Raw genomic sequence first — 24,689 nt, 5'->3', positions numbered from 1 at the left:
AGGCACGTCGAAAAGGGGGCGGCAAGCCGCCGGCGGCTTCCTCATCGCTGAGGAAGCCGCTGGTGCGGCCGCGTTGTCGGATCACTGCCCCCGCAAGATCCAACAAGCCGCCTACGGGTCTCATCATAACTTCAGCCCGCAAAAAGACGAAACTTTGGTGCGCAGTTTTTTCACTACTTTGCGCAGGCGCTGTCAGTTTTCCCCCTGAAAATGCGAATCGAGTTCGTCCGCATGCGCATTCACGAAGCGGCCCACCAGCGAGGCCCTATCGCGCGAGCGCCGACTCAAGCGGGCTGCCCCCCAATTTTTCAAAGATCGCTGTACGGGCTGCATTATCGACCGCGTTTCCGGAGGCGAGTTCTATCTCGGGCAAAGGCTTCTTGCGGCCTTCCAGCGTTGTTACGGCAGCGTCAGTTAGCATCGATTTGGAGGATCCGGAAGCTTCCGACCAACGGGCGTCTTGCGAAGCCGTCCGACGCCGTGGAGATTCGCTGGCTGTCCTCAAACTGGGAATACCCGCGAGACCATCGAGGCTAGCGGATTGATGGGCAGGCATTTGAGAAGATTCCGGCACTGGCGAGAGAGCGTCTCCCTCTTCTGCACTGATCGCAGCAACGGAAGCGACCAGGGGCGATGGCGGGCTGCCCCCGAATTGAGCTTTCCAAACATCCAGATCGCTCCCTCCAACGGTGCCGTCGAAATCGGCATCGCCATCCTGCATGGCGGCGTCAGTTTTGCCGAAGCCGCGTTGCCAGGCCAGGAAGTCGACTCCGTCGACCATCCCGTCGCTGTTGAAGTCGGCGACGGGCGTCGGCGGGGCGAGCAGGTTGAAATAATCAACTACCCGTTGCATCACCGAGTTACGCATGGCTGGGGAGGTGATGGTTTCGAAGGGGAACGCCAGCATCACGATTTGCGAGCCGGAGGCGCCATCGGTGTATTGAATGGCAGCCGCGCCGCCCGTCGCGTAGTTGAGCGCCGCGGCAGCGCCGCCGAGCGGCGCGATACGATCGGGGTAGTCGACGTTGTAGGTTTGCGCGCCGTTGTCGAAGGTCGCCGAGAGACCCGCGAAAATCGAACCAGCCGCGCCAGTGACGCTATAGGTGGCTGCATCGTCGGCGACGTAGTCGGCTTTCAAGACGTTGTTGTAGAACGAAGCGCCGCCGCCTTGCGCTTCCAGATCCCAACCGATCTCTGAGCCGGATAAGAACAGCATGCCGCCGCTTGAGAGGTAGGCGGAGACTTTCGTCTGCTCAAGGGCGTCGAACGTGCGCGTGGTCGTAGATTCCTCACCGAGAATCCAAAAGACGGCTTCGTAGTCGGAGAGATTGATTGCGCCTGAGGAAACGTACTCATTCGACGTGGCGTCGATTTGCAGATTCGGAGCATTCGCTCTGATCGCGGAGGCAAGCTGCACCGCGTAGTCGTACGAATTGCTTTGTAGAGGGCGGACTCGTTCGACCGGACCGCCCGCTGCTGTCTGGATCGGGTTCATGTTGCGATCGAGGCGGTCGAATCCGTTGACGATGAGCACTTTCTTGGCGGAGGCAACCGGCGTCGCGGCGACGACTTCAGACCCGGCTCCTTCGCCCCCCGCGTTGACCGCGACGACCTTGAAGTAGTAAGGGCCGGCAGCCGCATCGAGTCCCGTCATCACAAAGCTGGTCGTCGCCCCGCCAACGACGTAGGTTCCGCCGTCGAAGCCGTAGCAGTTGGTGGAGCCATAAATTCGATAACCTGTCGGCGCGTCACCGTTGTAGGAGTTGGACGCTGGCGGCGTCCAGGTGATTTTCACGGAGCCGGCGACCGTTCCTTCGGTGCGAACTTGAGTGACTTTCCCCGGCAACATCGTGAGCGGCGTCGAATTGCCGTCCACAGAGCGGAAATACTTCACGATCCCGTGGTAGCTGGCCTTCGCGGCGGCGTCGCGGACGCGCGCGTCGCGCAGCAACTCGGCATCGAGTTGGTTGTCGTGGAACGCGATTTCGATGATCGTGGCGTCGAACTCGCCGTTAATCCAGCCGTCGTTTAACTCGCCGTAGTTGAAATCAGCTTGATAGGTAATGTCGGAGCCGCGGTTGTACCAGGCGTGCTCGAATTGACCGTTTTGCGCGACCAGGTCGCCGTTGATTTCAGTGCCCAAGATCTGCGCGAGTTGGAGTTGATTGGGCGTGGCTCCCCCCGACGCAGTATTGTGGAGCACGGTGACGCCGCGACCGCCGCCGGCATTGCTGTGGTAGCTGATCAACAAACGGTCGGCGAGCGTCCCTTCCTGCTCGCGGTTCATATACGCCGCGTAACGGGGGCTGGCGCCGACGTTGGCCTCGCCGTCGACGTTCGTGCTTGACGATCGGTAGGAACTGAGGGGCACGCCCTGCGAATGGTCGACTTGCCACTTGATCCAGTAGAGCGAGAGTTCGTCCTCGCGACTGCGTCCCGAGACGCCGGCGCCTTGGTCGGTGTCGCCCATGCCGTTGCCGAAGCGAATCATATCGGCGATGACGACGCGGCCTGACTCGCTCGAACGATTGCTGATTTCAACCGAGCCGGCCGTCCCCGCTTCGAAGTAGTAGGTGCCGAGATAGATCATGCCGTTGCCGACCATCCGGTGGTTAACCGTGACCTCGGTGCTGCCGCCTGAATGGTTCACGCGGTAAAGCTGGTCGGCCGCTCGATCGGAGCCGGAGCGGGTCCAGGCATAGACGGGGTAGTAGCCGGCGACGGTGATGGTCGGCCGATAGGTGGCGACGGCGGTCTCGGTCGCCGAAGTCGAAGCGTATTTGTAGGGCGTCTCGCCTGCCTCGCCGAAATAAATCGTCGAGTTGCTGTTCGACCAAGCGCCCGAGAACGTGACGCCGACGTCGACGTTGTCGAGCACGACTTCGTTCGGCTGGTATCCAATGGGGCGCATGGGGACGACCGTCGCGCCGGCGCGGAACAGGTAGTCGGCCAGGAACGACATTTGATCCTGATTGCCGAGATCCTCAATCATGTTGAGCAACCGCGGTCGTTGCCAAGACCAGGCGCCGTTGGTTGTGTTGGCCGCCTGATTGCCGTGGCCTGCGTTGAGGTAGACGATTTTGCCCTCAAGGCCGCCGTCTGGTTGCACGCCGACGTCGACTAGCCCATCTGCTGCGAGGGCAATACGGCACTCAAGCGGTTCCATTGCCAACAATCGCGATCGACGACCGTGCGTTGCGCTTGTCAAGAAATCCCGGCGTTTCCGTGCGTTGCGATTGGAGACCCAGTTCCAGCCCATGTGGCTTCCTTTTCAACTCAGGCGTGATTCCGCGGCGACGGCACGGTGTGAGGGATTCGCGAGATTCCCTGTAACTCGACCAATGTCAGCGTTAGCGAAACAGCGACCAATCACCGTCCAATGATCGATCCTCGAAAGCGAGGTCGACGGCATTCGCGCCGGTTGCGCCAGCGGAACGCGCTGGTTCGAAACCTCGGGCGCGTCGCGGCGTGACGGACTCCTTCGCCTCGCCGACTTGCTGCAGCGCGGGGACTTCCTTCGCATGATGGCTCTTCATCAGTGCGAGCGGGACTTCTGCGACCGCGACTTCGACCGTCGAAGGCCGTTGACTAAGCCACCCCAGGGACGTCGGGATGGCGGACGCTGCAGCCGCTTGCTCTTCAACGTCAGTCTCCGCCATCAGCGCCGCTTGAGCACCGCTCATGGCGAACGACTCGGCCGGAGGGGCCGCGACGTTCCCATACTGGGTCTTCCAGGTTTCCAGGTCTGCGCCATCGACGACGCCGTTCTGGTCGGCGTCGCCTTCGGCCAGCGTCGGAGCGGCGGCGCCGAAGCCGCGCTGCCACGCAAGGAAGTCGGCCCCATCGACGATGCCGTCGCCGTTGAAATCTCCCGTGGGCGTCGGCGGCACGACGGCGCCCACGCCGAAGAAGTCGAGCACGCGGTCCATCACCGCGGCGCGGTTAGCGGTGGTGGTGATCGTTTCAAACGGAAAGCCGAAGACGACAATGTTGCCGCGACCGCCGGTTCCAGCGACCTGGACCCCTGCACTGCCGCCGGTTCCGCCGCTGTACGTCAGCGCGGAAATCGCTCCGGCTTGCGGCGCGATCACATCAGGGTAGCTCACGTTGTAGTACTGCGCGCCATTGTCGAACGAGAAGGTCAGACCGGCGAATATCCCACCAACGGGAGCGACGACGTTGTACGTGTTCGCATCGTCGGCGACGTAGTTCGACTTCAACGTTCCTTCAAAGAAGCTACGGCCGTTGTTGGCTTGATCGAGATCCCAGCCGATTTCGCTGCCAGTGACGAACAGATGCCCGCCGCCGGCGATGAACGCTTCAACCTTTGTTTGCTCGGTCGCATCGAACGTGCGGTTCGTCGTTGACTCGTTGCCGAGAATCCAAATCACGGCGTCGTAGTCGGCCAAATTGACGGCGCCGCTGATGATCGCTTCGTTGCTAGCGCTCGCGACGTGCACGCCGCTCGTCGAGGCTTGAATCGCTTCGGCGACTTGCACGGTGTAGTCGAAGCTATTGTTGTAACGGGCCCAAACGCGATCGACCAAGTTTCCGGCCGGCGAGTAGTACGGGTAGCGGGCGTTCTGCGTGCGATCGAAACGATCGAAACCACTGACCACGAGAATTTGCTTTGGCCCGCCGCTGGGCAGAACGTTCAGGACTTCTGATGCCTTTGATTCGCCGCCGGCGTTGACGGCGACAATCTTAAAGAAGTACGGAATGGTCGGATCGTACCCGGCCAGCGTTGCGGTCGTCGTGCCGGCGCCTGAAACGAGCGTGCCGCCATCGAAGCCGTAGCCATCGACCGAGGCGTAAATGCGGTAGCCTGTGGCCGCTGCGCCATATACTCCTCCAGAGGGCCCGGCAGACCAAGTGAGCGTCACCTCGCCCGCCGAGTTGCTAACGGCGGACGCAATCTTCGGCGCCGAGGCCACCGTGGTGGGAGCATTCAATCCCCCCCAGGCGTCGAAGTATTCGAGAACGGCTTCGTACGTGGAGCGGCCGATTTGATCGCGAACCTTCTGGTCGCGGAGCATCTGCGAGTCCAACGTGTTGTCGTGGAAGCCAACCTCAATGATGGTGGCGTCCATCTCGGCGGAGAGGCCGAGATCGATCTCGCCGAAGTCGCCCGAACTAGAGTGGGTGGTTCGATTGCTCCAGTTGTTTTCGAAGACGCCGTTGAGCGCCTGCAGATCCTGGTTAATTTGTCGGCCGGTGAAGAGCGCCAAGTCAGTCTGGTGCGGGGTCGCGGCGCTGGAATCGTAGAGCCCCATGGCGCCGCGGGCGGTCGCCGTCGCCGGATCGCCCGTCGTGCCGTTGGAATGGAAGCTGATGTAAACGCTGGTTCCGAACGGGTTGGAGTTCTGGTTCATGTACTGCGCCATGTTTGATGGCGCCGAGACATTGCCCGTTCCTAACACTGACGAGGGAGTGATCCCCATGCCCATGCTGCGGTAGAGCCAAAAATACGAGCTTTCGTCCTCGCGCGGGTAGCCCGAAACGGTTCCTGTTCCGAACCCGCCGGCGCCCTCGCGGAGGTCGCCCATGCCGTTGCCGAATCGAATGGCGTCAGCGATGACGACCTTCCCGGCCGCACCCTCGTTGCTGATTTGGACCGAGCCCATGCTGGCGGAACTGCCTGCATCGAAGTGGTATGTTCCCAAATAGACCCAGCCGCTGCCAACTTTGCTGTGGTCGACGCGGATCTGCGTTTGCCCGCCCGTATGATTGATTTTATAGAGTTGCGACGTCCGATCCGTTCCCGCGAGAACCCACGTGTAAACCGGATAGAAACCCTCTTCGGGGATGTTCGGGGTATAGGTAGCGACGGCGGTTTCAGCGCCGACGGCGGTGCTCGCATAACGGTACGGAACCGTATCGGCCGTTGCACCATAGTCTTCGTCGTAGTACCTAGTACTGCTGCTATTCGACCACGTCCCGGTGTAGGTCACCGCAGGCAAGTCGTTATCAAGCACCACTTCGTTTAGTTGATGCCCCACCGGTCGCATCGGCACAACCGTCGCTCCAGCGCGGAGCAGGTAGTCGGCAAAATAGGTGAGTTGGTCCTGATTGCCGAAGTCTTCAACGATCTCGTTGTAGTCTGGCCGGTCGGAGAGCCAGCCGTTGTTGGTCGACCCGCCCTCGTACTCGATGCCGTGGCCGCCCGACGTGTAGACGATCTTGCCCGTCAGCGGCCCTGTTGGTTGGTAACCGACCGGCACGAGACCGTCCGCGGCAAGAGCGATTCGCGGCTCAAGCGCTTCGAAGCGAAAGCTGTGGTTGGCGGCCGTTGTCGGCGGTTTCCGACGATGACCGCGCGCAGCAAAACTCAATAGATTAAACGAACGAGCCATGCCGTCGTGCCTTCCTCTGTCTGTTCCGAAACGAGAAGGGATCGCCGCACGGCTGCGCAACGACCCACTGCGCATTGTAATCGCCGCGGCCATTTTCGAAACAAAAGAACGCGAGTAATTGCTCGCTTCTGCGCAGCCTTTTGGGCGACATGCGCATTTTCAGCCCGCTGCGGTGAAGTGCAACTCGCCCGTCGGCTACTCGAGCTTCGGGTCGAGACGGGCGATGTAGATCCGCCGGCGATCGACCTTGCCGTCGTGCCCTTGGGCGTCGGCGAAGTACTCGACGCGGTCGCCGACGCCGTCGGTCGACTTCTGCGAACTGCGGTACTTGATGCCCACCGCTTCGCCCCCTTCGCGCACCCATTCCAGAAAGAGCACGCTGTGGCCTGTCTTGTTCGTCCGCCAAATTTGGACGAAATCGCCCGGCTGGACTTCGTCCAGCGACTTCACTTCGTGGCCGATGCCCAGCCGCTCGACAGCCAGAGCGCACTGGCGTTCAGCCGCTTCTTCGCTCGAGCCATACCACTCCTGTTGGAATTGTCGTACGGCGTCGGCGCTCTTTCCGCGGAGTAATCCGCGGTCGCGGGCGGCCTCCATAGCGACCGTGAAGGTAAAGCCGCTGCAGAACGTCCCTTTCTTTTGGGCTTTGAGAATCAGCGCGCCGTCGTGGCGAATGTCGTGCGGAACGCCGCTTTCGCCGGCCCAAACGTAGGTCCCGCCGTCGGGAATCTCTCGTGCTGCTGCCACGACGTCGTCGCCCGGTTTTGCGGGTTGCGCCGCTTGTAGCGGCGCGAGGCCAGGCGACCAGAGCATCAGCAATCCGCACGTTAGGATGATTCGCGTCATTTTCAGCCTTGGCTCGTATCGCCTACAATCCAGCACCTGTCTTCGTCGCCCCCAGGATCATTCTAAACCGTGATGAAACTCGCAGCCACGTCGCCTCTTGTGCGGATCGCCTTGATTCTTCCCTCCCTGCTGCTCGTCTGCGGTTGTGCGCAGTCGGCTGCTCCGCCGAAGGAGAAGAAGGCTGCCGCATCAGCGGCCGCCTCGGAAAAGACGGCGGTTTGCATGGTCGCTTCGGTGCAGCCGCTGGCGACCGAAGCGGGAGTGGCGGCGTTCGAGGCCGGCGGGAACGCCATCGACGCCGCAGTTGCCACTGCCGTGACTCTGGGCGTCGTCGATAACCATAACTCGGGCCTCGGCGGCGGCTGCTTCATCTTGATCCATCTGGCGGACGGCACGCTCGTCGCCATCGACGGTCGTGAAGAGGCGCCAGCCGCTGCCACGCGCGACATGTTCCTCCGCGATGGCGAGGCAGTGCCTGAACTAAGCCAGACGGGGCCGCTCGCGATTGGCATTCCGGGAGCCTTCGCTGCTTACGATTTAGCCGTGTCGAAATATGGCAAGTTGCCGATCAAAGAATTACTGCTGCCTGCCGCGAAGATTGCGGAAGACGGATTCCCGATTGATCGAATCTACGCCGGCAAGCTCAGCGCCTCGGCCAAAACGCTCGACAAGTTCGCCGGCAGCCGTGGAGCGTTGCTGCAAGCCGATGGCGGCGCCTACGAAGAAGGAGACGTCCTCAAGCAGCCAGATCTCGCTCGCTCCTACCGAGCGATGGCCGAGGGAGGAACCGATTGGTTCTATCGTGGCCCATATGCGGAAAAAGTGGCCCGGTGGATGACCGACAACGGCGGGATTATCACTGCAGCTGACTTCGCTAGTTATCAGCCAGTCGAACGCGAGCCGCTCAAGACGACCTACCGCGACTGGACAATCGTCGGTTTTCCGCCGCCGAGTTCGGGGGGCGTGCACGTCGCCCAGATGCTGAACATGCTGGAAACGTTCGATCTGAAGAAGGAATACAAGGACAACCCAGCCCAAGCGATTCATCTGATCGCCGAGGCGATGAAACTCGCGTTCGCCGACCGCGCCTACTGGTTGGGCGACCCCGATGAAGTCGGCGTGCCGCGCGGGCTGATCGACAAGGGGTATGCCGTCGCGCTGGCCGAGCGGATTGACCCGAAGAAAGCCACGGCGGTTCCGAGCCACGGCGAGCCGCCCGCCGCGGCTGAAGACGTCTTCGGCAAGAAGCACACCACGCACATCACTGCCGCTGACAGCGATGGCAATTGGGTGGCGATCACGGCGACCGTGAACACCACCTTCGGCTCGAAGGTGATCGTTCCCGGCACGGGCATCGTGCTGAATAACGAGATGGATGATTTCTCCGCGCAGCCGGGTAAACCGAATGCTTTCGGGTTGATCGGCGCGGAGAACAACGCGGTGGCTCCGGGCAAGCGGCCTCTCTCGAGCATGACTCCGACGATTGTGCTCAAAGACGGCAAGCCGGTGATGACCGTCGGCGCCGCGGGCGGGCCGAAGATCATTACCTCCGTGCTGCTGGCGATTTTACGGCGGCTCGATTTCGACCAGTCGCTCGCCGATGCCGTCGGCTCGCCGCGTATCCACCAGCAGTGGATGCCCGATGTGCTGACGGTCGAAAAGAAGATGCCCGACGAGATCGTCAAAGAGCTTGAGAAGCGCGGACACAAAATTGATCTGATCGATTCCGGCGCTGTCGCGCAGGCGATCGAGATTGACGAGAAGGGGCAGTTCATCGGCGTCCACGATCCGCGCGTACCTGGTAAGGCAGCAGCCGGGAAGCGGAAGAATTAGCGTTCTGCCGAAGTTGAGCAGCGCTGCGGACTATTCGTTGACCTAGTGTGGAGGATTGCTGATGAACCCCTTCACATACAAACTTGGCCAACGAATTCGCACCGCTGATCGGATCAACGTTCTGATCATCGTCGTCAGCTTGTTGCTATTGGTCCTAGCAAGCTATGGTGCGTGGCATGTGAAGCAACTGCAGAATCGCTCGGAGGAAATACTTTCGCAGAACGTCGCGAGCATTCGCGCTGCGGTGGAATTGGAACTTCACATTCAGGAGCTCCGCCACCAACTCGACCTGTACCTCTGGCGAAACAATCTGACGGAACTTGAACAAACCAAGTTCACCGACCTGAAAGCCTTCAAGACGGAACGTGCCGACATTGATGTCTGGCTCCACCGTGCCGAAGCCGCGGCCCACACACGCAAGGAAGAGCAGTTGATTCTGCAGGTCCACGACGGGCTCGGGATGTTCTATCGGCATATGGACCTGTTGGCGAAGACGCCGAGCCTGGACGATGAAAAAATTGCGCTCGCGGAACAGGCTGAAGCAATTCTCGCCGAGCACGTGTTGCCCCCGGCTCGCGAGTATCTGAGCGCCGACGAAGCCCTTCTCGAAGCCAATCGTCAGGAGGCGGCGAATCAATCGCAGAAGCTCGCTCGGATGCTGCTGTTCTTAGGCGTCTTCGGTTCCCTAGCCGCGCTTGCCGCCGGCTACGCCATCGCACGAACGATCCACAAATCGCTCGTCGAACTCCGCATCCCCATGCAGAACGTCGCGGGCAAACTAAGCGAAGTGGCTGGCGACGTCGTCGTTTCCACCAAGCTGGACCTCGACGACCTCGGCCCTGCCCTGCAACGCGTCTCCACGGAAGTGACTGAAGTCGTCGAGCAACTCCATGCCCGGCATCGCGAGATCGTTCGCGCCGATCAGCTGGCGAGTCTCGGCCAACTTGCGGCCGGCCTGGCGCACGAGATTCGCAATCCGCTCATGGCGATGAAGATGCTAGTCCAAACGGCTCGACAGCAGCAAGACGCGGGGCGTCTCGACGGCCGCGACCTGCAGATTCTCGACGATGAGATCCGCCGACTGGAGCAGTTACTGACCGAGTTTCTCGACTTCGCCCGTCCGACGCCGCTTCAGCGGGCGATCGTCGACGTCCGCGGTATCGTCGAAAGCACCGTCGACTTCGTTCATCGGCAGGCCGATGCACGCGACGTATCGCTCCATTGCAACCTGCCGGCGGAGCCGGTGATGCTTGAGATCGACGCGACGCGGATTCGACAGGTGGTGCTCAATCTGTTGATCAACGCGATCCACGCAGCGCCGAACGGGGGCAACATTTGGATTACCATCGAGTCGACCGCCGACGGCACACGCCCCGCCTGTCGTATCAAGGTCGCTGACGACGGAGCTGGCATCGGCCCCCGCGAAGCGACCAGGATTTTCGAGCCCTTCTACAGCACGAAAGAGACCGGCATGGGATTGGGGCTTGCCGTCAGCCAACGAATTGTCCGCTCGCACGGCGGCGAACTGGCCCTCGGTCGCGGCGACTATAGCGGCGCGGTCTTGGTGATCGAGCTTCCGCTGCCGAATGAGAATGTAAAATCGTGAGTGCGACCGGAGACGCTGCAGAGGCCCCATGATTCAGAAACTTCTCATCATCGACGACGAGCCGAACCTTCTCTACTCGATGACCAAAGCGCTTCGGCACGACTCGCTTGAAGTGCTCAATGCAGGCACGGCCGCTCAGGGGATCGAACTCGTTCGCTCCGAGCAGCCCCATGCGGTCATCCTCGATGTTCGTCTCCCCGACGCCTCGGGGCTCGACGTTTTCACTGAGATCCATGCCATCGATCCCCGCATCCCCGTGATCATCATCACGGCGTATTCGAGCATGGAAACCGCCGTCGAGGCGATGAAACGCGGGGCGTACGAGTATCTGCTCAAGCCGATCGAACTCGACAAGCTCCGCGAGCATGTGGAACGTGCGCTCGAGATCAGTCGCACGAATGATGAATCGACGATTCTCGCCAACGAGGAGCCCCGTTCGCAGCAGCGGATCGTCGGCCACTCCCCCGCCATCCAAGAAGTCTTCAAAGCGATCGGCCGCGTTGCGCAGCAAGACATCACCGTACTCATTCAAGGCGAAAGCGGCTGCGGCAAGGAACTGATCGCCGAGGCAATTTGCGCGCACAGCGCCCGCGCGGCCGGCCCGTTTCTCGCGATCAACTGCGCCGCCATCTCCGAGACGATTCTCGAAAGCGAGCTGTTTGGCCACGAGAAGGGCTCGTTCACCGGGGCCGATCGCCTCCGCATCGGCAAGTTCGAGCAAGTCGACGGCGGCACGCTGTTTCTCGACGAGATCGGCGACATGTCGGGCGTCATGCAGGCGAAGGTTCTGCGTCTGCTGCAGGACGGCAGCTTTCAGCGCGTCGGCAGCAACGAAACGCTCCGCGCCAACGTTCGCATTATCGCCGCCACTAATCGCAACCTCGAGGCGATGGTCGCCGAAGGAACGTTCCGCGAAGACCTCTACTACCGGCTCCGCGGGTTCGTCATCGACGTTCCTCCGCTACGCGAACGGCTGGAAGATCTTGAACCGCTCGTCTCCCATTTCGTCTCTATCTTTAACCGCGAACTGGGAAGGCAAGTCCGCGTCGTCTCGCCCGAAGCGATGCGGCGGCTGGAGATGTACCGCTGGTACGGCAACGTTCGCGAATTGCAGGCGGTCGTGAAGTACGCCCTACTCCATGCCGTCGGCGATGCGATCACTTCCGGTTCGCTGCCGCCGATCGTGCGCGGCGACCATGACGAAACGGGGTCGACTGCCGGCCCCGCCGACGGCGTCGCCGCAATCGCCTCGATGGTGCGAGACCAACTCGCGCGGACCGATCGCAATCTCTACCGCGACATCCACAGCGCGGTCGACCGCATTTTGCTTGACCAAGTGCTGGCCCACGTCGACGGCAATCAGGTGCAGGCGGCCCAGGTGCTGGGCATCTCGCGGACGACGCTCCGCAACCGGCTCAGTGAGCTCGAAATTGGCGGAAGCGTACCTTCGCGTCCTGAAACGGCCCGCGATTGAGCTGATTCCGCGCCCCCGAGGCGCGACCAGAATCTGTACAGGCCCTCGAAGCGATGTACAGATTCTGGCGATCTGAATGCTCACACGCTGCGGTTCACAGCGGCGGATCCCCAGGCATCCGAGGCTTTTCGGCAATTTGCGAAGCCTAGATCGCAGGTTTTGCGGGCGCCGCTAGCCCTTCGCAAATCGGCACGATTGCTGCGTTGCGTTCTAAACCCACCCCGGCCCGCTCAGCGTCGCTTCATGATGCAGCTGGTCGGGCTCAACAAAACTGAACCAGGCAACGGGCGGATAGATATATGGAGCGGAGAGATTTTTGGCGTGAGGTCGTAGCTCTCAGCGGCTCGGTCACGCCGTTCATTCTGAAGCGAGTGGCGGTCTTCGGGTTGTATGGCGCCCTCGTGTGGTGGGTAGCCACTTACACCCATGTCCGGACCGGGCTTGGCGTCGCGCCGTACGAAATCATTGGCGCCATTCTGGCGCTCGTGCTCGTGTTGCGCACCAACTCCGGCTACGACCGTTGGTACGAAGGTCGCAAGTTGTGGGGCGGCATCGTCAATCAATCGCGGAACCTTGGCGTCGTCGGCATCGCCTACGGGCCCGACGATGCGGCCTGGCGTAATCGGTTCCTCCGCTGGACCGCCGTGTTCCCTCATCTGGCGCGCCACACGTTGCGCGGCGAAACTGACTTCTCGGATATCGACGATCTGATGACCCCGGAAGAGATCGAACAGCTGGAGCGGGCGGATCACGCTCCCCTCTACTGCTCGCTCCAGGTTGCGCAGATGTTGCAGTCCGCCCGCAAGAGCGAAGCGATGGACGGCTTTGCCTTCATGCGCGCCGACGACCAACGGGCGCAGTTGATTGACCACATTGGCGCCTGCGAACGGATTCTTGCCACGCCGCTGGCGAAAGTGATGTCGATCAAGGTCCGCCACTTCATTTTCTTGTATCTCGCGATGTTGCCGCTGGCGATCGTCGACAAGTCCGGGATGCTGACTCCGTTTCTTACGATGTTGGTCGCATTCCCGTTACTGTCGCTCGACCAGATCGGCATTGAGCTTGAGAATCCATTCTCGGTGCGTCGCCTGAGCCATCTCCCGCTGGGAGATATTGGCGACAAGATCCAGCGCAACGTGATGGCGCTGGAGCATGCCGACGACGGATCGTCAGAAGAGGACGCTGCCGACGCGGTCGTCTCGATGAAGAACGGCCGCCGTAAGTTCGATGCCGACAGCCAGGGGGTCGGTCACCAATTGGCTTCCGCCGGTCGCTAGAAGTTTAGAAGAGAGGAGCGGCTAAACGACTGGCCGCTCCTCTCCATTGGTTTTTGCCGCGCCCATCGACGATGCCTGACGAGTCGAGGCTGCTCCTAGGAAGCGTTTCTATGCCCCGCTCGCACGAGATCGTCGACTGGAATTCTGCCGGGAGTGACGAAGCCAGCAGACCGAGGCCGCTCAAGGTTTTGGCGCCGGTCAATTTCGACGATGACTCGCATCGGTCGCGATTGACGGCCATCGAACTGGCGACTCAGTGGGGCGCCGACGTAACATTCCTGCATGTTTCGCCGAGGACGCCGCTGGTCGTCCCCGAACGAACAGGGCTCGACGCGATCGGCCTTCTCCACTCCGTGCTGCGGACGCCGGCGGGACCGGCCGCTTCACACGAAGATCAGGAATTGCAACTTCGCCGGCTCGAAGGCTCCGCCATCCGCCAAATGAAGCGGATGATTCCCGACGCCTGGAGCGGCAAACTGCAGGCGTCATTCGCTTGGCGGTCGGGAGAAGTCGCGGCGGAGATTGCCGCCTACGCTCTGGAGCAAGAAATCGACGTCATTGTGCTCGGCGCCAGCGATCGCCCCCGTCCGTGGCGCCTCAGCCGCGGCGTCACGCTCCGTGTCATCCAAACGGCGCCATGCCGGGTATTGGTGGCCTACCCCTCGGGGCAGGCGTCGGTCGAACGCCGCTCCGTTGAGGCGGCCGCGTCGTAGGCAGTTGCGTGAGCATGTGCAACTGCTTGCCCTCCTCTTACATTGAATATTCCAAGATTCGGCAAAATTCCGGATTAGACGGAACCGCCCGCGGCCAGAGCATCTTTCGCTGCATCTGCACTGTGGAGCAGCTTGAATACGGCGAACTGTCCATGCCAGATTGGGGCGGCAGGCGCGACCTCTGTCTGATATCGCAAGGTGGGTGACCGCATTTGCTCGCAATGCAGGGCTCGCACGATAGCGCTTCTCGATTAATAGCGTACTAAAAGGAATTGTTTCGCGACGGATCGACAATGCGAAACCTTTGGCGATAGCAATGGTTTCGTTATAATGAAGAGCGTCTTCTCGGCGTCTGTTCATACGAGCGAATGATCGCTCAACTCTCTTCGAATCATCGCTTGCAGTGATGCAAGCGGCCTCGGTTTGCAAATCACCCCTCAGTTGGAGTGCAAGCGATGGTCGCGTTTCCGTATTGTTCATCCGCTAGTGTTGCGTTGATTTCACGCGTTGGACGCGAGAAGCAGCGGTCGCGGGCGTTCACGCTCGTTGAACTACTCGTCGTCATCGCCATTATCGGCGTGCTCGTCGCACTCCTGCTCCCCGCGGTCCAGGCCGCGCGTGAAGCGGCGCGGCGAAGCCAGTGCACGAACAACCTCAAGCAGTTGGGCTTGGGGATGTTGAACCATGAGTCGGCGAAAAAGCGGTTTGCTCAGAACGAACAATACGTGTGGAATAAGAACGGCACGGCCGGCCGGCGTGATTTGGCATCCCATCTCGTGATGGTGACGCCGTACGTAGAAGCAACTGGCTTGTACGGTCAAATCGACTTGAGCCCCAAGGCGGCGAACGTTCCGGGAGATCAATTGGTGCAGGGAGTGCCTCTGAGGCAACTGCCGCTCGCAATTCTTACTTGCCCGAGCGATGACAAGACAGGCGTCGTTTTGCCTGATCGAGGCACGGGCCTTGAGAACGATTGGCTCTACCTTGCTGATAATCGCCCGGGCCCCGTCGCAACCACAAATTACTGCGGTTCGATGGGAGCTCAGTTGATGGGGTGGCAAGGGTGCAATATTAAGACCCTTGTCGGTTACTCGGGAAGCGTCTACGGAATGAGCCCTATCTATCCCGGCGACGATTGGTTCAACACCACCTCTCTTCCCAATGCTTGCGGTCAAACAGGCAATCCGCGTGGAGACTGTCCGGACCCCGCGACGATCAGCGGCGTCTTCGGCCGCAGTGCCTGGGCGGCGTCAATTCGAGAAATCGAAGATGGAACTTCCAATACGATCATGATGGGCGAGATTCGCCCATCGACGTCGGGTTTCAACTGGGTTCACGGTTGGACGCTCTCAGAGGGAATGTGGTTTGCGACGACCGGGCCGATCAACTTCGAAACTGATCCAGAGATCGTGGGCAGGACGGAGATTTGCCGTCGGTGGGATAAGGACTTCAGCACTGCTCACGGGTTCAAGTCGCGTCATGCCGGCGGGGCGAACTTCGTGTTCTGCGACGGGTCGACTCATTTTCTGAGCGAATCGATCGACTATACGAATTACCAACGGCTCGGCGCTCGTTCTGATAGCGAAAACGTTACAGAATCGTTCTGATCTGTACGCCGAACGGACGTATCAACGGGAAGCCAAGCGGCTTGGGAGAAGCGATGCGAGACGCCGTCTGGACGCTACTGTCACTGTTGCTGATCACACTCCCTACGATTGGGTGCGGTGCAAAATCCGCTGGCCCCGAGACGTATCCTGTCACCGGCGTGGTCACGCTCGCCGGCGCTCCCGTCGATGGAGCGATCGTACAATTTACGCCAACGTCGCCTGACGCAGGTATTTCCGGTGCTCAGACAATAACTCGGCCCGACGGAACGTTTGAGATGAAAATCAATCTCGACATGGGAAAGACCGCGAAGCTAGGTCTTCCGCCTGGCGACTACAAAGTCGCTATTACTAAACTGCAAGCGACGCCGGAGCAGTCAGCGCCAAATATCCCTCCCAAGAATGTTTTGCCTCCGAAATATGCGACGACCGACGCCAGCGAGCTAAGCGCCAAGGTGACGGTAGACGGTGAGAATCGATTTGAATTTCCGCTCGCGAAGTGATTCGTATCGCGGGCGGCAGCGCTACGGATCAGTTCTCCGGCGTGACGACCACTTCCAAGATTCCCGCCGCCGCATCGGGCCGTGGCTGGATGTTCAGCCGCAGCCGCTCCGCTGTAAGCGGCGCGGCAGGATGAACGACGTTGAACTGATCGGTTGCCACGCCATAGGCATCGGTGTTGTAGAGAGCAAACGGCGCCCACTGCCCGTCGGCGTAGGTCTCCATCATCCAACTCTCCGGCGCCTGAACGCCGCCGCGGTCGTCGTACCAGTAGACTTCGACGGTGCGAATGTCGGTCGGCTTGGCTAGCTCAAGCTCCACGGTTTGCGGCTTGCCTCGCTCGGGCCAACTCGTCCAACGGGGAATGGTCGTGTCGAATGAATTCTTCGGCAGTCGGCCGTCGATAATCGCCGCTTCGCGATCTTGATCGAACGTGTGACTGGCGTGGGCCGACTTAAATTGCTCGGCGTTGTCGCTCACCTTGATTTCGTTCGCGCGAAGCGTCGCCTCGTTGGCGGGGATCCATACCTCCATCGAGGCGGTCCCGCGATTGTCCCACGCAAAGTAAGGGATGAGCGTGAGCCGCGCGGCTTCCAGCGACTCCGCCTTGGTGGAACGTATCGCATCAACCGAAAGGCTAAGAACTTCGGCGCCGGCGATCGAAACGAACTTCTCGTTTGCGCTGTCCGCGACGTTTTCAGCGCTGACGAGGTAATTAAAGACGTGCCCCTGGTTGTCAGGCGACTCGGCGCAGTAGACGAGCGGCCCCCGCGTCACCGCAATGCGGCCGCGGTCGGCGGCGACTTCGTTCCGACAGCGACTCGCACGCACCGGCATCGGTAGCAGCAACTCGATGCGGTCGTCGGCCTGCCACTCGCGCTCGACGATGGCAAAGCCCTTTGTCGTTTGAAACTTCACCTCCGCGCCGTTCACTTTGACACTTATCGGCGGGGCGGATTCGTTTGAGTTTGCGTAGTGGTACAGCTCTCCTGGAACGAAACGATCGGCCGTCCATGTTGGCACGCGCAATCGCACGGCGAACTTCGTCGGCCGCTCGGGCCGCAGCGTGACTTCGACGCGGCCATCGTACGGATACTTCGTCGTTTCGACTACCTCCGTGGGCGTGCCGGCAAGTGAGAGTTTCGTGCGGCTTGCGGCGTAGAGGCCGAGATAGAGCCCCGAGTCGTCGCTAGCGAAAATCATCCCCGGTACTTGCGGAATGAGGCGCGCGAGGTTCGTCGGGCAGCAAGCGGTGCCGAACCACGGAGCGCGACCGGCGTGCCCATGGTTGAACGGCCGTGCGCCGTCCGCGGCGAGCGGGTTGACATAGAAGAAACGGTCGCCGGCGAAGTTCACCCCCGCGAGGACGTTGTTGTAGAGCGCAACCTCGGCCACATCGAGATACTTCGCGTCGCGTTCGAGCAGAAACATGCGGAAGTTGAAGAAGACGTTGCCCACGGCCGCGCACGTTTCGTTGAACGCATCGGCATTAGGGAGATCGTATTCCGGACCGAAGCCTTCGATGCCGTGCACCGCTCCCAATCCGCCGGTGATGTGCATGCGGGTGTCGACGATGTTCGTCCAGATTTTGTCGAGCGCCTCGTCATACGCGTTAACGCCAAGCATCGCCGCCACGTCGGCCATCCCGGCGTAGAGGTAGGTCGCGCGCACGGCATGCCCCACCGGCTCCGTCTGTTTCGTTACCGGCGCATGTTGCTGGGCGTACGTCGGTGAGAAGACGCCCTCCCCTTCCGGCCGATGAGTTACGCCGCGGATGTCCAGAAACCGCTGGGCGAGTTTTAGATAGCGAGGGTTTTTCGTTGCTTCCGCAAGCCGCACCAAAGCCAGCTCGATTTCTTCATGCCCTGGCGCCTGGTTTACTGGCTTGCCGTCGTTATAAGCCGGGTCGCCCGCGAAAAAGACGCGCTCGACGTGCTGCGCATTTTTTTCCGCGACATCGAGCAGCGCTCGCTTCCCCGTCGCGTGGAAGTAAGCCACGGCGGCTTCGTAGAGGTGGCCGCAAATATAGAGCTCGTGACTATGGTCTTCGTAGGCGTACTTGCCGTCGCCCATCATGTCGATTTGAAGATGGGGGTAGAGCGTGCGGGCCGGGTGAAGGTAACCGTCGGGCTCCTGTGCTGCGGCAATTACCTCGACGATCTTATCCATCTGCCGCTCAAGCTCCGGGTCGCGCTCGACAGCCAGCAGGTAAGCCGCTCCCTCCATCACTTTGAAGAGGTCGGACGTTCGGAATCGTTCCGGGGCCGGCAGCTTTTCCGGTTTGTCGCCAGCCAGAATGGCGGCCGCGACTTTTAGATCGCCGAGCGCCTGCTCCGTTTGCTGGAAAGAGTAAGGGACGAGGACCTTGCGCTGCGTCTGCAATCTCGGCAGCCAGAACTCGTCGGTGAGCGTGACCGCTTCAAACGAAGCTGGCGTCACGGGGTAACCTGTCCGCTCCGCGGCAGCCGCTGGAACCGCGAGCAGAGCGAGCGCCAAACAGAAATATGATCGAACCATGAGGAGAGCTTCCGCCTGGACTGAGGATGTTTGCACCCTGTATTTTATCCTCAGCGAGTCTCCAACGAATTGAGTCTCTTAGTCAGCGGAAGGCTTAGGAAGTGCCCCACCTTCTAGCCCCGGGCTCCGCCCGGGGGTTGCGGTACGCGAGACGACGCCTATTGGTATCGAGGCTCACCCCTGGGTGGACCCCGGGGCTAGGGAAAGCCTTAAGGCTGCGTATCAGAAACCGCTAGCGGCGCTTCCTCGCTCTTTTCATCCGCCAGCGTCAGCCGATAAGAAAACGCTCCCAGCAACTCGCCGCGTTGCACGTTGTGGCAATCAAGACACTGCTTCGCGGCTCTCAGCGAACCGAGCATCCGGTACTCATTGCCGTCGTGGGAAACGATGACGTCGGCGTTCGCTTGCAGCTTCGCGAGCGAGTCGCTTTCGAACTCGTCCGAAGCCCGGGTTGGGATGTCGTTGGAATTCAATTGATCCATTCGCGGCAGGTGATCGAGCACATAGACGCGCGGCGTTTCGAACTTGAGGAGACTGACAAGCTCCAGCCGCTGCAATCGCCACTTGGACAACAGCTTGTCGCCAGCTAACGGGTTCTGGTGGAAGGCATGCTCGACGAAGCCCGCAACCGCGGTCCGAGGCGTTTGAACATAGCCAAATCCTTCGGCGTCCAAAAAGTCGCGGCGGCTCACTTCGTGCGCTGACTGAACCGCTCCGGTGGCGAGGCCTCTTCCGCCGGCGCGCCAGTTGGGGGTGAATTCGTCGTCCGTGAACTCCGCGTCGTCGAATCCGATGTCGCGTAAGGGCACGCGCACGAGCGTTTCCGTACGCGGTCTGATCATCCGCACCGGACCGAACCCTGCGGCACGCATGAACTGCTCATATTTCACGCTATGGATGAGCCGCAGTTGATGAGCCCGCCAGCCGTTGCTTTCATATTCTTGTTCGTCGCCGTTGAGTGTCGAGAGAATCGAAGCATCGCTGAGAGGCGGCGTGTTTGCAGTGGCACGCGGCACTTCATAGCTCAAGCGGTCTTCAACCGATTGAAATGGAAATGCTTGGCGGGCTGCCAGAATGCGGCGCACATTGCTGTTTCCGTAGATATACGCGTAAATGAAGGTGACAGACACGCAGAGCATCGCGATGCGTACTCGCGCGCTGAACGACGACGGAGGTCTGAATGCCAGCATAATCGCCGCGACGACCAAGAAAACGGCGGCGACGAGCGTGGCGATGGCGCCGATGCAAAGCGTGAAGAAGCCGATAAAGGGAAGCGCGACGGAGATCGCCGCCGTTTGTCTTCGCTCCGCGGCGGTCCAGCGAACGAACGCGGCAGCCAACATGAACGCGACCGCGGCTGAGAGCCAAAACTCCGGGCTGGCATAACCGACCTTGCTCGCGCACCAAGCGATCACGGCCGCGAAGGTAATGGCGACGAACAAGTCACGCGTGGTGAGTCGCATCCGGCCTGCCTGCGGTCGACGCCTGAAGAGGGGATAAGTCTGATGCCTTGATCCTATATCAGGTAGGCCGGCGTTGCGAGCGTTTTGTCTCGCGAGTTATAGCCCCGGGCTCCGCCCGGGGGTGCAGTACGCGAGACTACGCCTACTGGTATGGAGGCCGACCCCCGGGCGAAGCCCGGGGCTATTGCAACGCAGCCGGCGACGTGAAACCGTCAGCGCAAAAAAAGAAACCGCCCGCTGGAAACCAGCAGGCGGTTCTTTGGTTTTTCAATCTTTCAGCCACTGCCCGAGGCCGATGCGATATCCAGTAGGCTGCTCAGTAGCAGGCGTCGCTTAGTAACGACGACCGCCGCCACCGCCGCCGCCGTAACCGCCGCCGCCACCGCCGCCGCGCTTGCCACCGCCGCCGCCGTAGCCGCCGCCACCGCCGTAGCCGCCGCCACCGCCGCCGCTGCGGGGTTCCTTCGGACGGGCTTCATTGACCGTCAGCGCGCGACCTTGCGATTCCATGCCGTTGAGGCCGGTGATCGCAGCTTGAGCATCTTGGTCCGAACCCATTTCAACGAAACCGAAACCCTTTGAACGACCGGTGTCGCGGTCCATGATCACCTGAGCAGACTGCACGGTGCCGTAGGCCGAAAAGAGCTGCTCGAGATCGCTGTCGCTGATACCGTAGGCCAAGTTGCCTACGTATAACTTCTTGCCCATGATTGGGACTCCCTGAGAAAAACGAAAAACCGTGCCTCGGACCATGCCGCGGACTAGACCGACAGTATAACGGCCGCTACCACCCTGGATAGATAGCAGATGGCGGCTATTTCGGGATTCGCTCTTGACACACTTGCAACTCTGACAGGTCCCTTCGAGGAGGCGGACCGTTGCCCAGCAGTGCCTAATTTGGGCCAGTTTCTAGCCAGCGACGTAAAAAACGGAGAACCGATTCTTCGTAAAGCGCGGGATCGGCAGCGAAGAGGTCAACGTGGGCGGCGTCGGGAAATTCGACCAACCTCTTCGGTTCTACGGCCGTTTGGTAGAGCCGCCGCGTCTCCGCGATGGTCGTATGTTCGTCTTTCGTGCCCGACATAATGAGCACCGGACAGCCGACCGCCGCGATGTGGTCGATGGGACGCAGCGTCGAACAGGCGATGCCCAACCGCGGTTCGACTTGGCAGAGCAGTAGCGGAGCCGCGACGCCCGCGAACGGCCCAAGCCGCATGCGTAGCCGGTCGTAGATGGCTTCCTCAATGGTCGGGTAGACGGATTCCAGCACCAAGGCGTCGATGCCCAGCGGAGAGGCAAGCAGCGCCGCCGCCCCTCCCAACGATCGGCCGACGACGCCGACTCGATGGCCGGGGATGCGACTACGAACATAGGCCACAGCGGCGACTGCGTCGGCGCTTTCGAGGTAGCCGAGGGTGATCTTTTCCCCCGGCGTTTCGCCGTGGGCTTGCATGTCGATCAGCAACACGTCGAAGCCATGCTGATACAGCAGTTTCGCTCGGCTAAGCATCGTGAGCCGCGAGCCACGGATTGGATGGAGCAGAATGACAGTCGCCGTCGAGTTGGGCGCCGCTAGGTACCACGCCGCCACCGGAGTTTGCCGTGCGGTCGTAAGGGGCAGCGTTTCGAACGGCAGTTCAGCCGGAGGCGATCCAACGATCGCATTGGCCGAGGCGAGGAGGCTTCCTCCCAGAAACCAGGCGGTGGCAAGCGTTCCCAACAGCAGCGTTGCCGCGACGCCAACGCCCCAGCGGATCCAGCGGCGCTTCGGCGGGAGCGGAGGCTGTTCCAGGCTTGCAACTCCTAAAAGCGAATCACGTTGGCTATCACTTAAGCCGAGCGAGCAGTTCCGATTGGAGTTGCTCCACCGCTTCGCAGTCGCACACGCCGGTGCAGTTGAGGTGGCCGAACGGTAGGATGACGACGTCGTCGACGCCGTCGAGACGGCCCCGTTTTAAGGCAACGACGCCGTCGCCCTTCCCTTCGACGAGCTCTTCCATGTCGGCAAGGAGGTTGTCGACGCGGCCGGTGCAGTCGCGAAAGCCGGGGCAGCGGCCGCCGGTTTCTTGGAGCGCGGTGCGCATCCATTTCACTTCGCCGTCGGTGACCTTGGCGGAGGTGCCGAGGAAGATCGCATAGCGGACTTTGGGATTGCGAGGACGAGCATTGAGTTCGGTGAGAAACGGCGAGCCGGGAACCATGTCGTCGGCTGCTTCGCCGAGGCCGTCGATCACCGAGTCGCGCCAGCGGGTCCAGCCGCCCCCTTCTGAACGGCCGAGCCAGTGTTCCCACACGTCGGTCGCGACGGCGACGTGGGCGAGCATTGTGCCGTGCGTCGGCGGTGCGATCATCACCAAGCGGTCGACGTTGCCGGGATCAAGCTCAGCGTTTTCCAGGCAGGCGCGAGCGACGAGGCCGCCCATCGAGTGGGTGACGATCGCGAGTCGTTGGTTCGGATGTTCGGCGGCGATCTCTTTCAGCCGCTGCGACAGTCGGGCGGCCGATTCGGTGATCTCCCAGTCGTTGGGGTACGCGAACGTCGCACACGGATAGCCCGCCTTACGAACCGGCTCCATGACGGCGGCGTTCTTGAGCGGGTTGGAGTTGTAACCATGGACTAGCACGACGAGCGGCAGTTTGGGATTGGCGGCGGCCTTTGTTTCCCAATCGTCGTCGAAGGTCATGCCGTAGCGGGCTTCGTCTTCTTCGTCCCACACGCGGGTGCGGAGCCAGCGGCGGAAGCTGTAGTCGGTGGCTTCGCGGACGACGGCCTGCGAGACGGCGAGAACTTTGCTCTCCTCGGAATCGGAGGAAGTCGCCTCAACGTCGTCGGCGACCTTGAGGGCGAGGTGGACAGCAGCATCGGCGGCGATCGCGACCTCCGACGTCGCATCATCGGCGGACGTGGCGCCCATGGGAAGCATGGAAAGTAGCGCGGCGAACAGCGCCCAGCGCCGGAGGGTTTGAGAAATCATTCTCTGTTCAGAACTCCGCATAGGATGACGCGATGCCGGCGAAGTGCCTAAGCAGGAAAGCGTCAACTTGTCGGGAATGCTACTTCGTCACGTCCTTGCCACATTATAGGGGCTCGGTCTCCGTACGGGGCAAGCGTGAGGCAGGTTCGGTTGTCCGCGATGCTACCGCCAACCGCGCCTGCGGCGTTTGTTAAAACGGGGGGATTAAAGCGAACGAGCGGGAGGCGTTGGTCGCCCCCCGCCCGTTGGCAGGTTTCGCAGTCGAATTTTTCCAAGGTTCCGCGGGCGCGGACGAATACTAAAACTCGTCGCCGGCGTCTTCCTCGTCGTTGGAGCTAGATCCTTTGCCGACGGGCATGTCTTCCATCCCGCCGGAAGCCATGATTTTTTGCTTGATCTCCTCGGCAATCTGCGGGTTCTGCTTGAGGAACTCGCGAGCCTTCTCCTTGCCTTGGCCGAGTTGCATCTCGCCGTAGCGGAACCAGGCCCCGGTTCGGGCGACGAACTTTTTCTCCATGCCGAGATCGAGGATATCGCCCTCGTAGCTAATGCCGTCGGTATGCATCATGTCGAACTCAGCCACGCGGAACGGCGGGGCGACCTTGTTCTTCACGATCTTCACGCGGACCCGTTGGCCGACGACGTCTTCGCCTTCCTTCAGCTGGCCAATGCGGCGGACATCGATACGGCAGGAGGCGTAAAACTTCAGAGCACGGCCGCCCGGGGTGGTTTCGGGGCTACCGAACATCACGCCGATCTTTTCGCGGATCTGGTTGATGAAGATGACCGAGGTTTTGGCCTTCGCGATGGCGCCGGTCAGCTTGCGGAGCGATTGGCTCATCAGACGGGCCTGCAGGCCGACGTGCGAATCGCCGATTTCGCCTTCGAGTTCACGCTTCGGCACCAAGGCGGCGACCGAGTCGACAACGATGACGTCGACCGCGTTGCTTTTGACGAGCATTTCGGTGATCGTCATGGCCTCTTCGCCCGAGTCGGGCTGGCTGACCAGGAGGGTTTCCAGGTCGACGCCGAGCTTCTTCGCCCAAGTAGGGTCGAGGGCATGTTCAGCGTCGATGAACGCCGCGATGCCCCCTGCCCGTTGGGCTTGGGCGATCACGTGGAGGGCGAGGGTAGTTTTACCGCTCGATTCAGGGCCGAAGCATTCGATGACGCGGCCGCGGGGGATGCCTTGGCCGCCGAGGGCGAGGTCGACCGAGAGGCTGCCGGTCGGAATGCCCTCGATCCGCCGCTGCTTGTCGGCGCCGAGGGGCATGATCGAGCCTTCGCCATACTGCTTTTCGATAGCGGCGACCGTGTTGCGAAGCTCCGAACTGGCCTCGAGCATGATGTCGGCGGCCGATTTCTTGGCGCTCTTGTCGACGGCTCCTTTGCCAGCTTTTTCGCCCTTCTTGGCGGGAGCCTTTTCTTTTTCCTTCTTAGCCATGCCGTTTCTCGATGCGGTCGTTGGATTGGCGGTTGTAGCGGCAACCATGATTTGGGGTCCCTATTTAATAGCAGAATAGAAGG

General features: G+C 61.1%; 16 protein-coding genes. 7 read left to right on the top strand and 9 right to left on the bottom strand.

Annotation, left to right across the window (positions count from 1 at the left end; genetic code table 11):
* Window positions 1-265: 265 nt before the first annotated feature.
* The 3 genes from PLANPX_RS19350 to PLANPX_RS19340 form a co-directional block, all read right to left on the bottom strand.
* Complete coding sequence (locus PLANPX_RS19350; protein WP_172992192.1) at window positions 266-3,166, bottom strand: N-acetylmuramoyl-L-alanine amidase; 2,901 nt, start codon at window positions 3,164-3,166, stop codon at window positions 266-268.
* A gap of 184 nt (window positions 3,167-3,350) precedes the next feature.
* A complete protein-coding gene (locus tag PLANPX_RS19345) occupies window positions 3,351-6,353 on the bottom strand; it encodes an N-acetylmuramoyl-L-alanine amidase (protein WP_172992191.1) in 3,003 nt (1,000 codons plus the stop codon).
* 195 nt (window positions 6,354-6,548) lie between these two features.
* Window positions 6,549-7,199, bottom strand: coding sequence for a hypothetical protein (locus PLANPX_RS19340; RefSeq protein ID WP_152100318.1), 651 nt, complete (start codon window positions 7,197-7,199; stop codon window positions 6,549-6,551).
* Between the two features lie 72 nt (window positions 7,200-7,271).
* Here PLANPX_RS19340 and ggt point away from each other — a divergent pair, with 72 nt between their 5' ends.
* The 7 genes from ggt to PLANPX_RS19305 all read left to right on the top strand — a co-directional run bounded on the left by ggt (window position 7,272) and on the right by PLANPX_RS19305 (window position 16,209).
* Window positions 7,272-9,032 carry a gamma-glutamyltransferase gene (gene ggt / locus PLANPX_RS19335; RefSeq protein ID WP_152100317.1) on the top strand — a complete coding sequence of 587 codons (1,761 nt, stop codon included), beginning with the start codon at window positions 7,272-7,274 and terminating at the stop codon, window positions 9,030-9,032.
* Window positions 9,033-9,093: 61 nt separating this feature from the next.
* On the top strand, window positions 9,094-10,638 hold the full coding sequence (locus PLANPX_RS19330; protein ID WP_152100316.1) for a sensor histidine kinase: 1,545 nt from the start codon (window positions 9,094-9,096) through the stop codon (window positions 10,636-10,638).
* 28 nt (window positions 10,639-10,666) lie between these two features.
* A complete protein-coding gene (locus tag PLANPX_RS19325) occupies window positions 10,667-12,112 on the top strand; it encodes a sigma-54-dependent transcriptional regulator (protein ID WP_198421767.1) in 1,446 nt (481 codons plus the stop codon).
* Window positions 12,113-12,411: 299 nt separating this feature from the next.
* The gene (locus tag PLANPX_RS19320) at window positions 12,412-13,389 is read left to right on the top strand and encodes a bestrophin family protein (RefSeq protein WP_152100315.1); all 978 of its coding nucleotides are present in this window, start codon (window positions 12,412-12,414) and stop codon (window positions 13,387-13,389) included.
* A 110-nt stretch (window positions 13,390-13,499) separates the two neighbouring features.
* Window positions 13,500-14,102, top strand: coding sequence for a universal stress protein (locus PLANPX_RS19315; protein ID WP_172992190.1), 603 nt, complete (start codon window positions 13,500-13,502; stop codon window positions 14,100-14,102).
* 494 nt (window positions 14,103-14,596) lie between these two features.
* A complete protein-coding gene (locus PLANPX_RS19310; protein WP_152100313.1) occupies window positions 14,597-15,709 on the top strand; it encodes a DUF1559 domain-containing protein in 1,113 nt (370 codons plus the stop codon).
* Window positions 15,710-15,984: 275 nt separating this feature from the next.
* Window positions 15,985-16,209 (top strand): hypothetical protein, encoded by a 225-nt coding sequence (locus PLANPX_RS19305; RefSeq protein WP_152100312.1) that lies wholly within the window; start codon window positions 15,985-15,987, stop codon window positions 16,207-16,209.
* Window positions 16,210-16,237: 28 nt separating this feature from the next.
* Here PLANPX_RS19305 and PLANPX_RS19300 read toward each other — a convergent pair whose 3' ends face one another.
* The 6 genes from PLANPX_RS19300 to recA form a co-directional block, all read right to left on the bottom strand.
* A complete protein-coding gene (locus PLANPX_RS19300) occupies window positions 16,238-18,724 on the bottom strand; it encodes a glycoside hydrolase family 127 protein (protein ID WP_152100311.1) in 2,487 nt (828 codons plus the stop codon).
* Between the two features lie 209 nt (window positions 18,725-18,933).
* On the bottom strand, window positions 18,934-20,187 hold the full coding sequence (locus tag PLANPX_RS19295; RefSeq protein ID WP_152100310.1) for a hypothetical protein: 1,254 nt from the start codon (window positions 20,185-20,187) through the stop codon (window positions 18,934-18,936).
* 333 nt (window positions 20,188-20,520) lie between these two features.
* Window positions 20,521-20,895 (bottom strand): RNA recognition motif domain-containing protein, encoded by a 375-nt coding sequence (locus PLANPX_RS19290; protein WP_152100309.1) that lies wholly within the window; start codon window positions 20,893-20,895, stop codon window positions 20,521-20,523.
* A 184-nt stretch (window positions 20,896-21,079) separates the two neighbouring features.
* Window positions 21,080-21,907, bottom strand: a complete 828-nt coding sequence (locus tag PLANPX_RS19285; RefSeq protein WP_172992189.1) for an alpha/beta hydrolase — start codon at window positions 21,905-21,907, stop codon at window positions 21,080-21,082.
* A 106-nt stretch (window positions 21,908-22,013) separates the two neighbouring features.
* Window positions 22,014-23,162, bottom strand: a complete 1,149-nt coding sequence (locus tag PLANPX_RS19280; RefSeq protein ID WP_152100307.1) for an esterase/lipase family protein — start codon at window positions 23,160-23,162, stop codon at window positions 22,014-22,016.
* Window positions 23,163-23,460: 298 nt separating this feature from the next.
* The gene (gene recA / locus PLANPX_RS19275; RefSeq protein ID WP_232536433.1) at window positions 23,461-24,507 is read right to left on the bottom strand and encodes a recombinase RecA; all 1,047 of its coding nucleotides are present in this window, start codon (window positions 24,505-24,507) and stop codon (window positions 23,461-23,463) included.
* Window positions 24,508-24,689 lie beyond the last annotated feature (182 nt).

Source organism: Lacipirellula parvula, assembly GCF_009177095.1.
In the GTDB taxonomy this organism is placed as follows: Bacteria; Planctomycetota; Planctomycetia; order Pirellulales; family Lacipirellulaceae; genus Lacipirellula; species Lacipirellula parvula.
This window is presented reverse-complemented; position numbering and strand designations above follow the sequence as displayed.

What these genes read in the sequence shown, in the direction of transcription:
- PLANPX_RS19295 (WP_152100310.1), bottom strand. Translation starts at nt 20,187, where the DNA reads ATGCGACTCACCACGCGTGACTTGTTCGTCGCCATTACCTTCGCGGCC.
- recA (WP_232536433.1), bottom strand. Translation starts at nt 24,507, where the DNA reads ATGCTCGAGGCCAGTTCGGAGCTTCGCAACACGGTCGCCGCTATCGAA.
- PLANPX_RS19305 (WP_152100312.1), top strand. Translation starts at nt 15,985, where the DNA reads ATGAAAATCAATCTCGACATGGGAAAGACCGCGAAGCTAGGTCTTCCG.
- PLANPX_RS19345 (WP_172992191.1), bottom strand. Translation starts at nt 6,353, where the DNA reads ATGGCTCGTTCGTTTAATCTATTGAGTTTTGCTGCGCGCGGTCATCGT.
- PLANPX_RS19330 (WP_152100316.1), top strand. Translation starts at nt 9,094, where the DNA reads ATGAACCCCTTCACATACAAACTTGGCCAACGAATTCGCACCGCTGAT.
- PLANPX_RS19325 (WP_198421767.1), top strand. Translation starts at nt 10,667, where the DNA reads ATGATTCAGAAACTTCTCATCATCGACGACGAGCCGAACCTTCTCTAC.
- PLANPX_RS19280 (WP_152100307.1), bottom strand. Translation starts at nt 23,162, where the DNA reads ATGATTTCTCAAACCCTCCGGCGCTGGGCGCTGTTCGCCGCGCTACTT.
- PLANPX_RS19300 (WP_152100311.1), bottom strand. Translation starts at nt 18,724, where the DNA reads ATGGTTCGATCATATTTCTGTTTGGCGCTCGCTCTGCTCGCGGTTCCA.
- PLANPX_RS19290 (WP_152100309.1), bottom strand. Translation starts at nt 20,895, where the DNA reads ATGGGCAAGAAGTTATACGTAGGCAACTTGGCCTACGGTATCAGCGAC.
- PLANPX_RS19320 (WP_152100315.1), top strand. Translation starts at nt 12,412, where the DNA reads ATGGAGCGGAGAGATTTTTGGCGTGAGGTCGTAGCTCTCAGCGGCTCG.
- PLANPX_RS19340 (WP_152100318.1), bottom strand. Translation starts at nt 7,199, where the DNA reads ATGACGCGAATCATCCTAACGTGCGGATTGCTGATGCTCTGGTCGCCT.
- PLANPX_RS19350 (WP_172992192.1), bottom strand. Translation starts at nt 3,166, where the DNA reads ATGGAACCGCTTGAGTGCCGTATTGCCCTCGCAGCAGATGGGCTAGTC.
- ggt (WP_152100317.1), top strand. Translation starts at nt 7,272, where the DNA reads ATGAAACTCGCAGCCACGTCGCCTCTTGTGCGGATCGCCTTGATTCTT.
- PLANPX_RS19315 (WP_172992190.1), top strand. Translation starts at nt 13,500, where the DNA reads ATGCCCCGCTCGCACGAGATCGTCGACTGGAATTCTGCCGGGAGTGAC.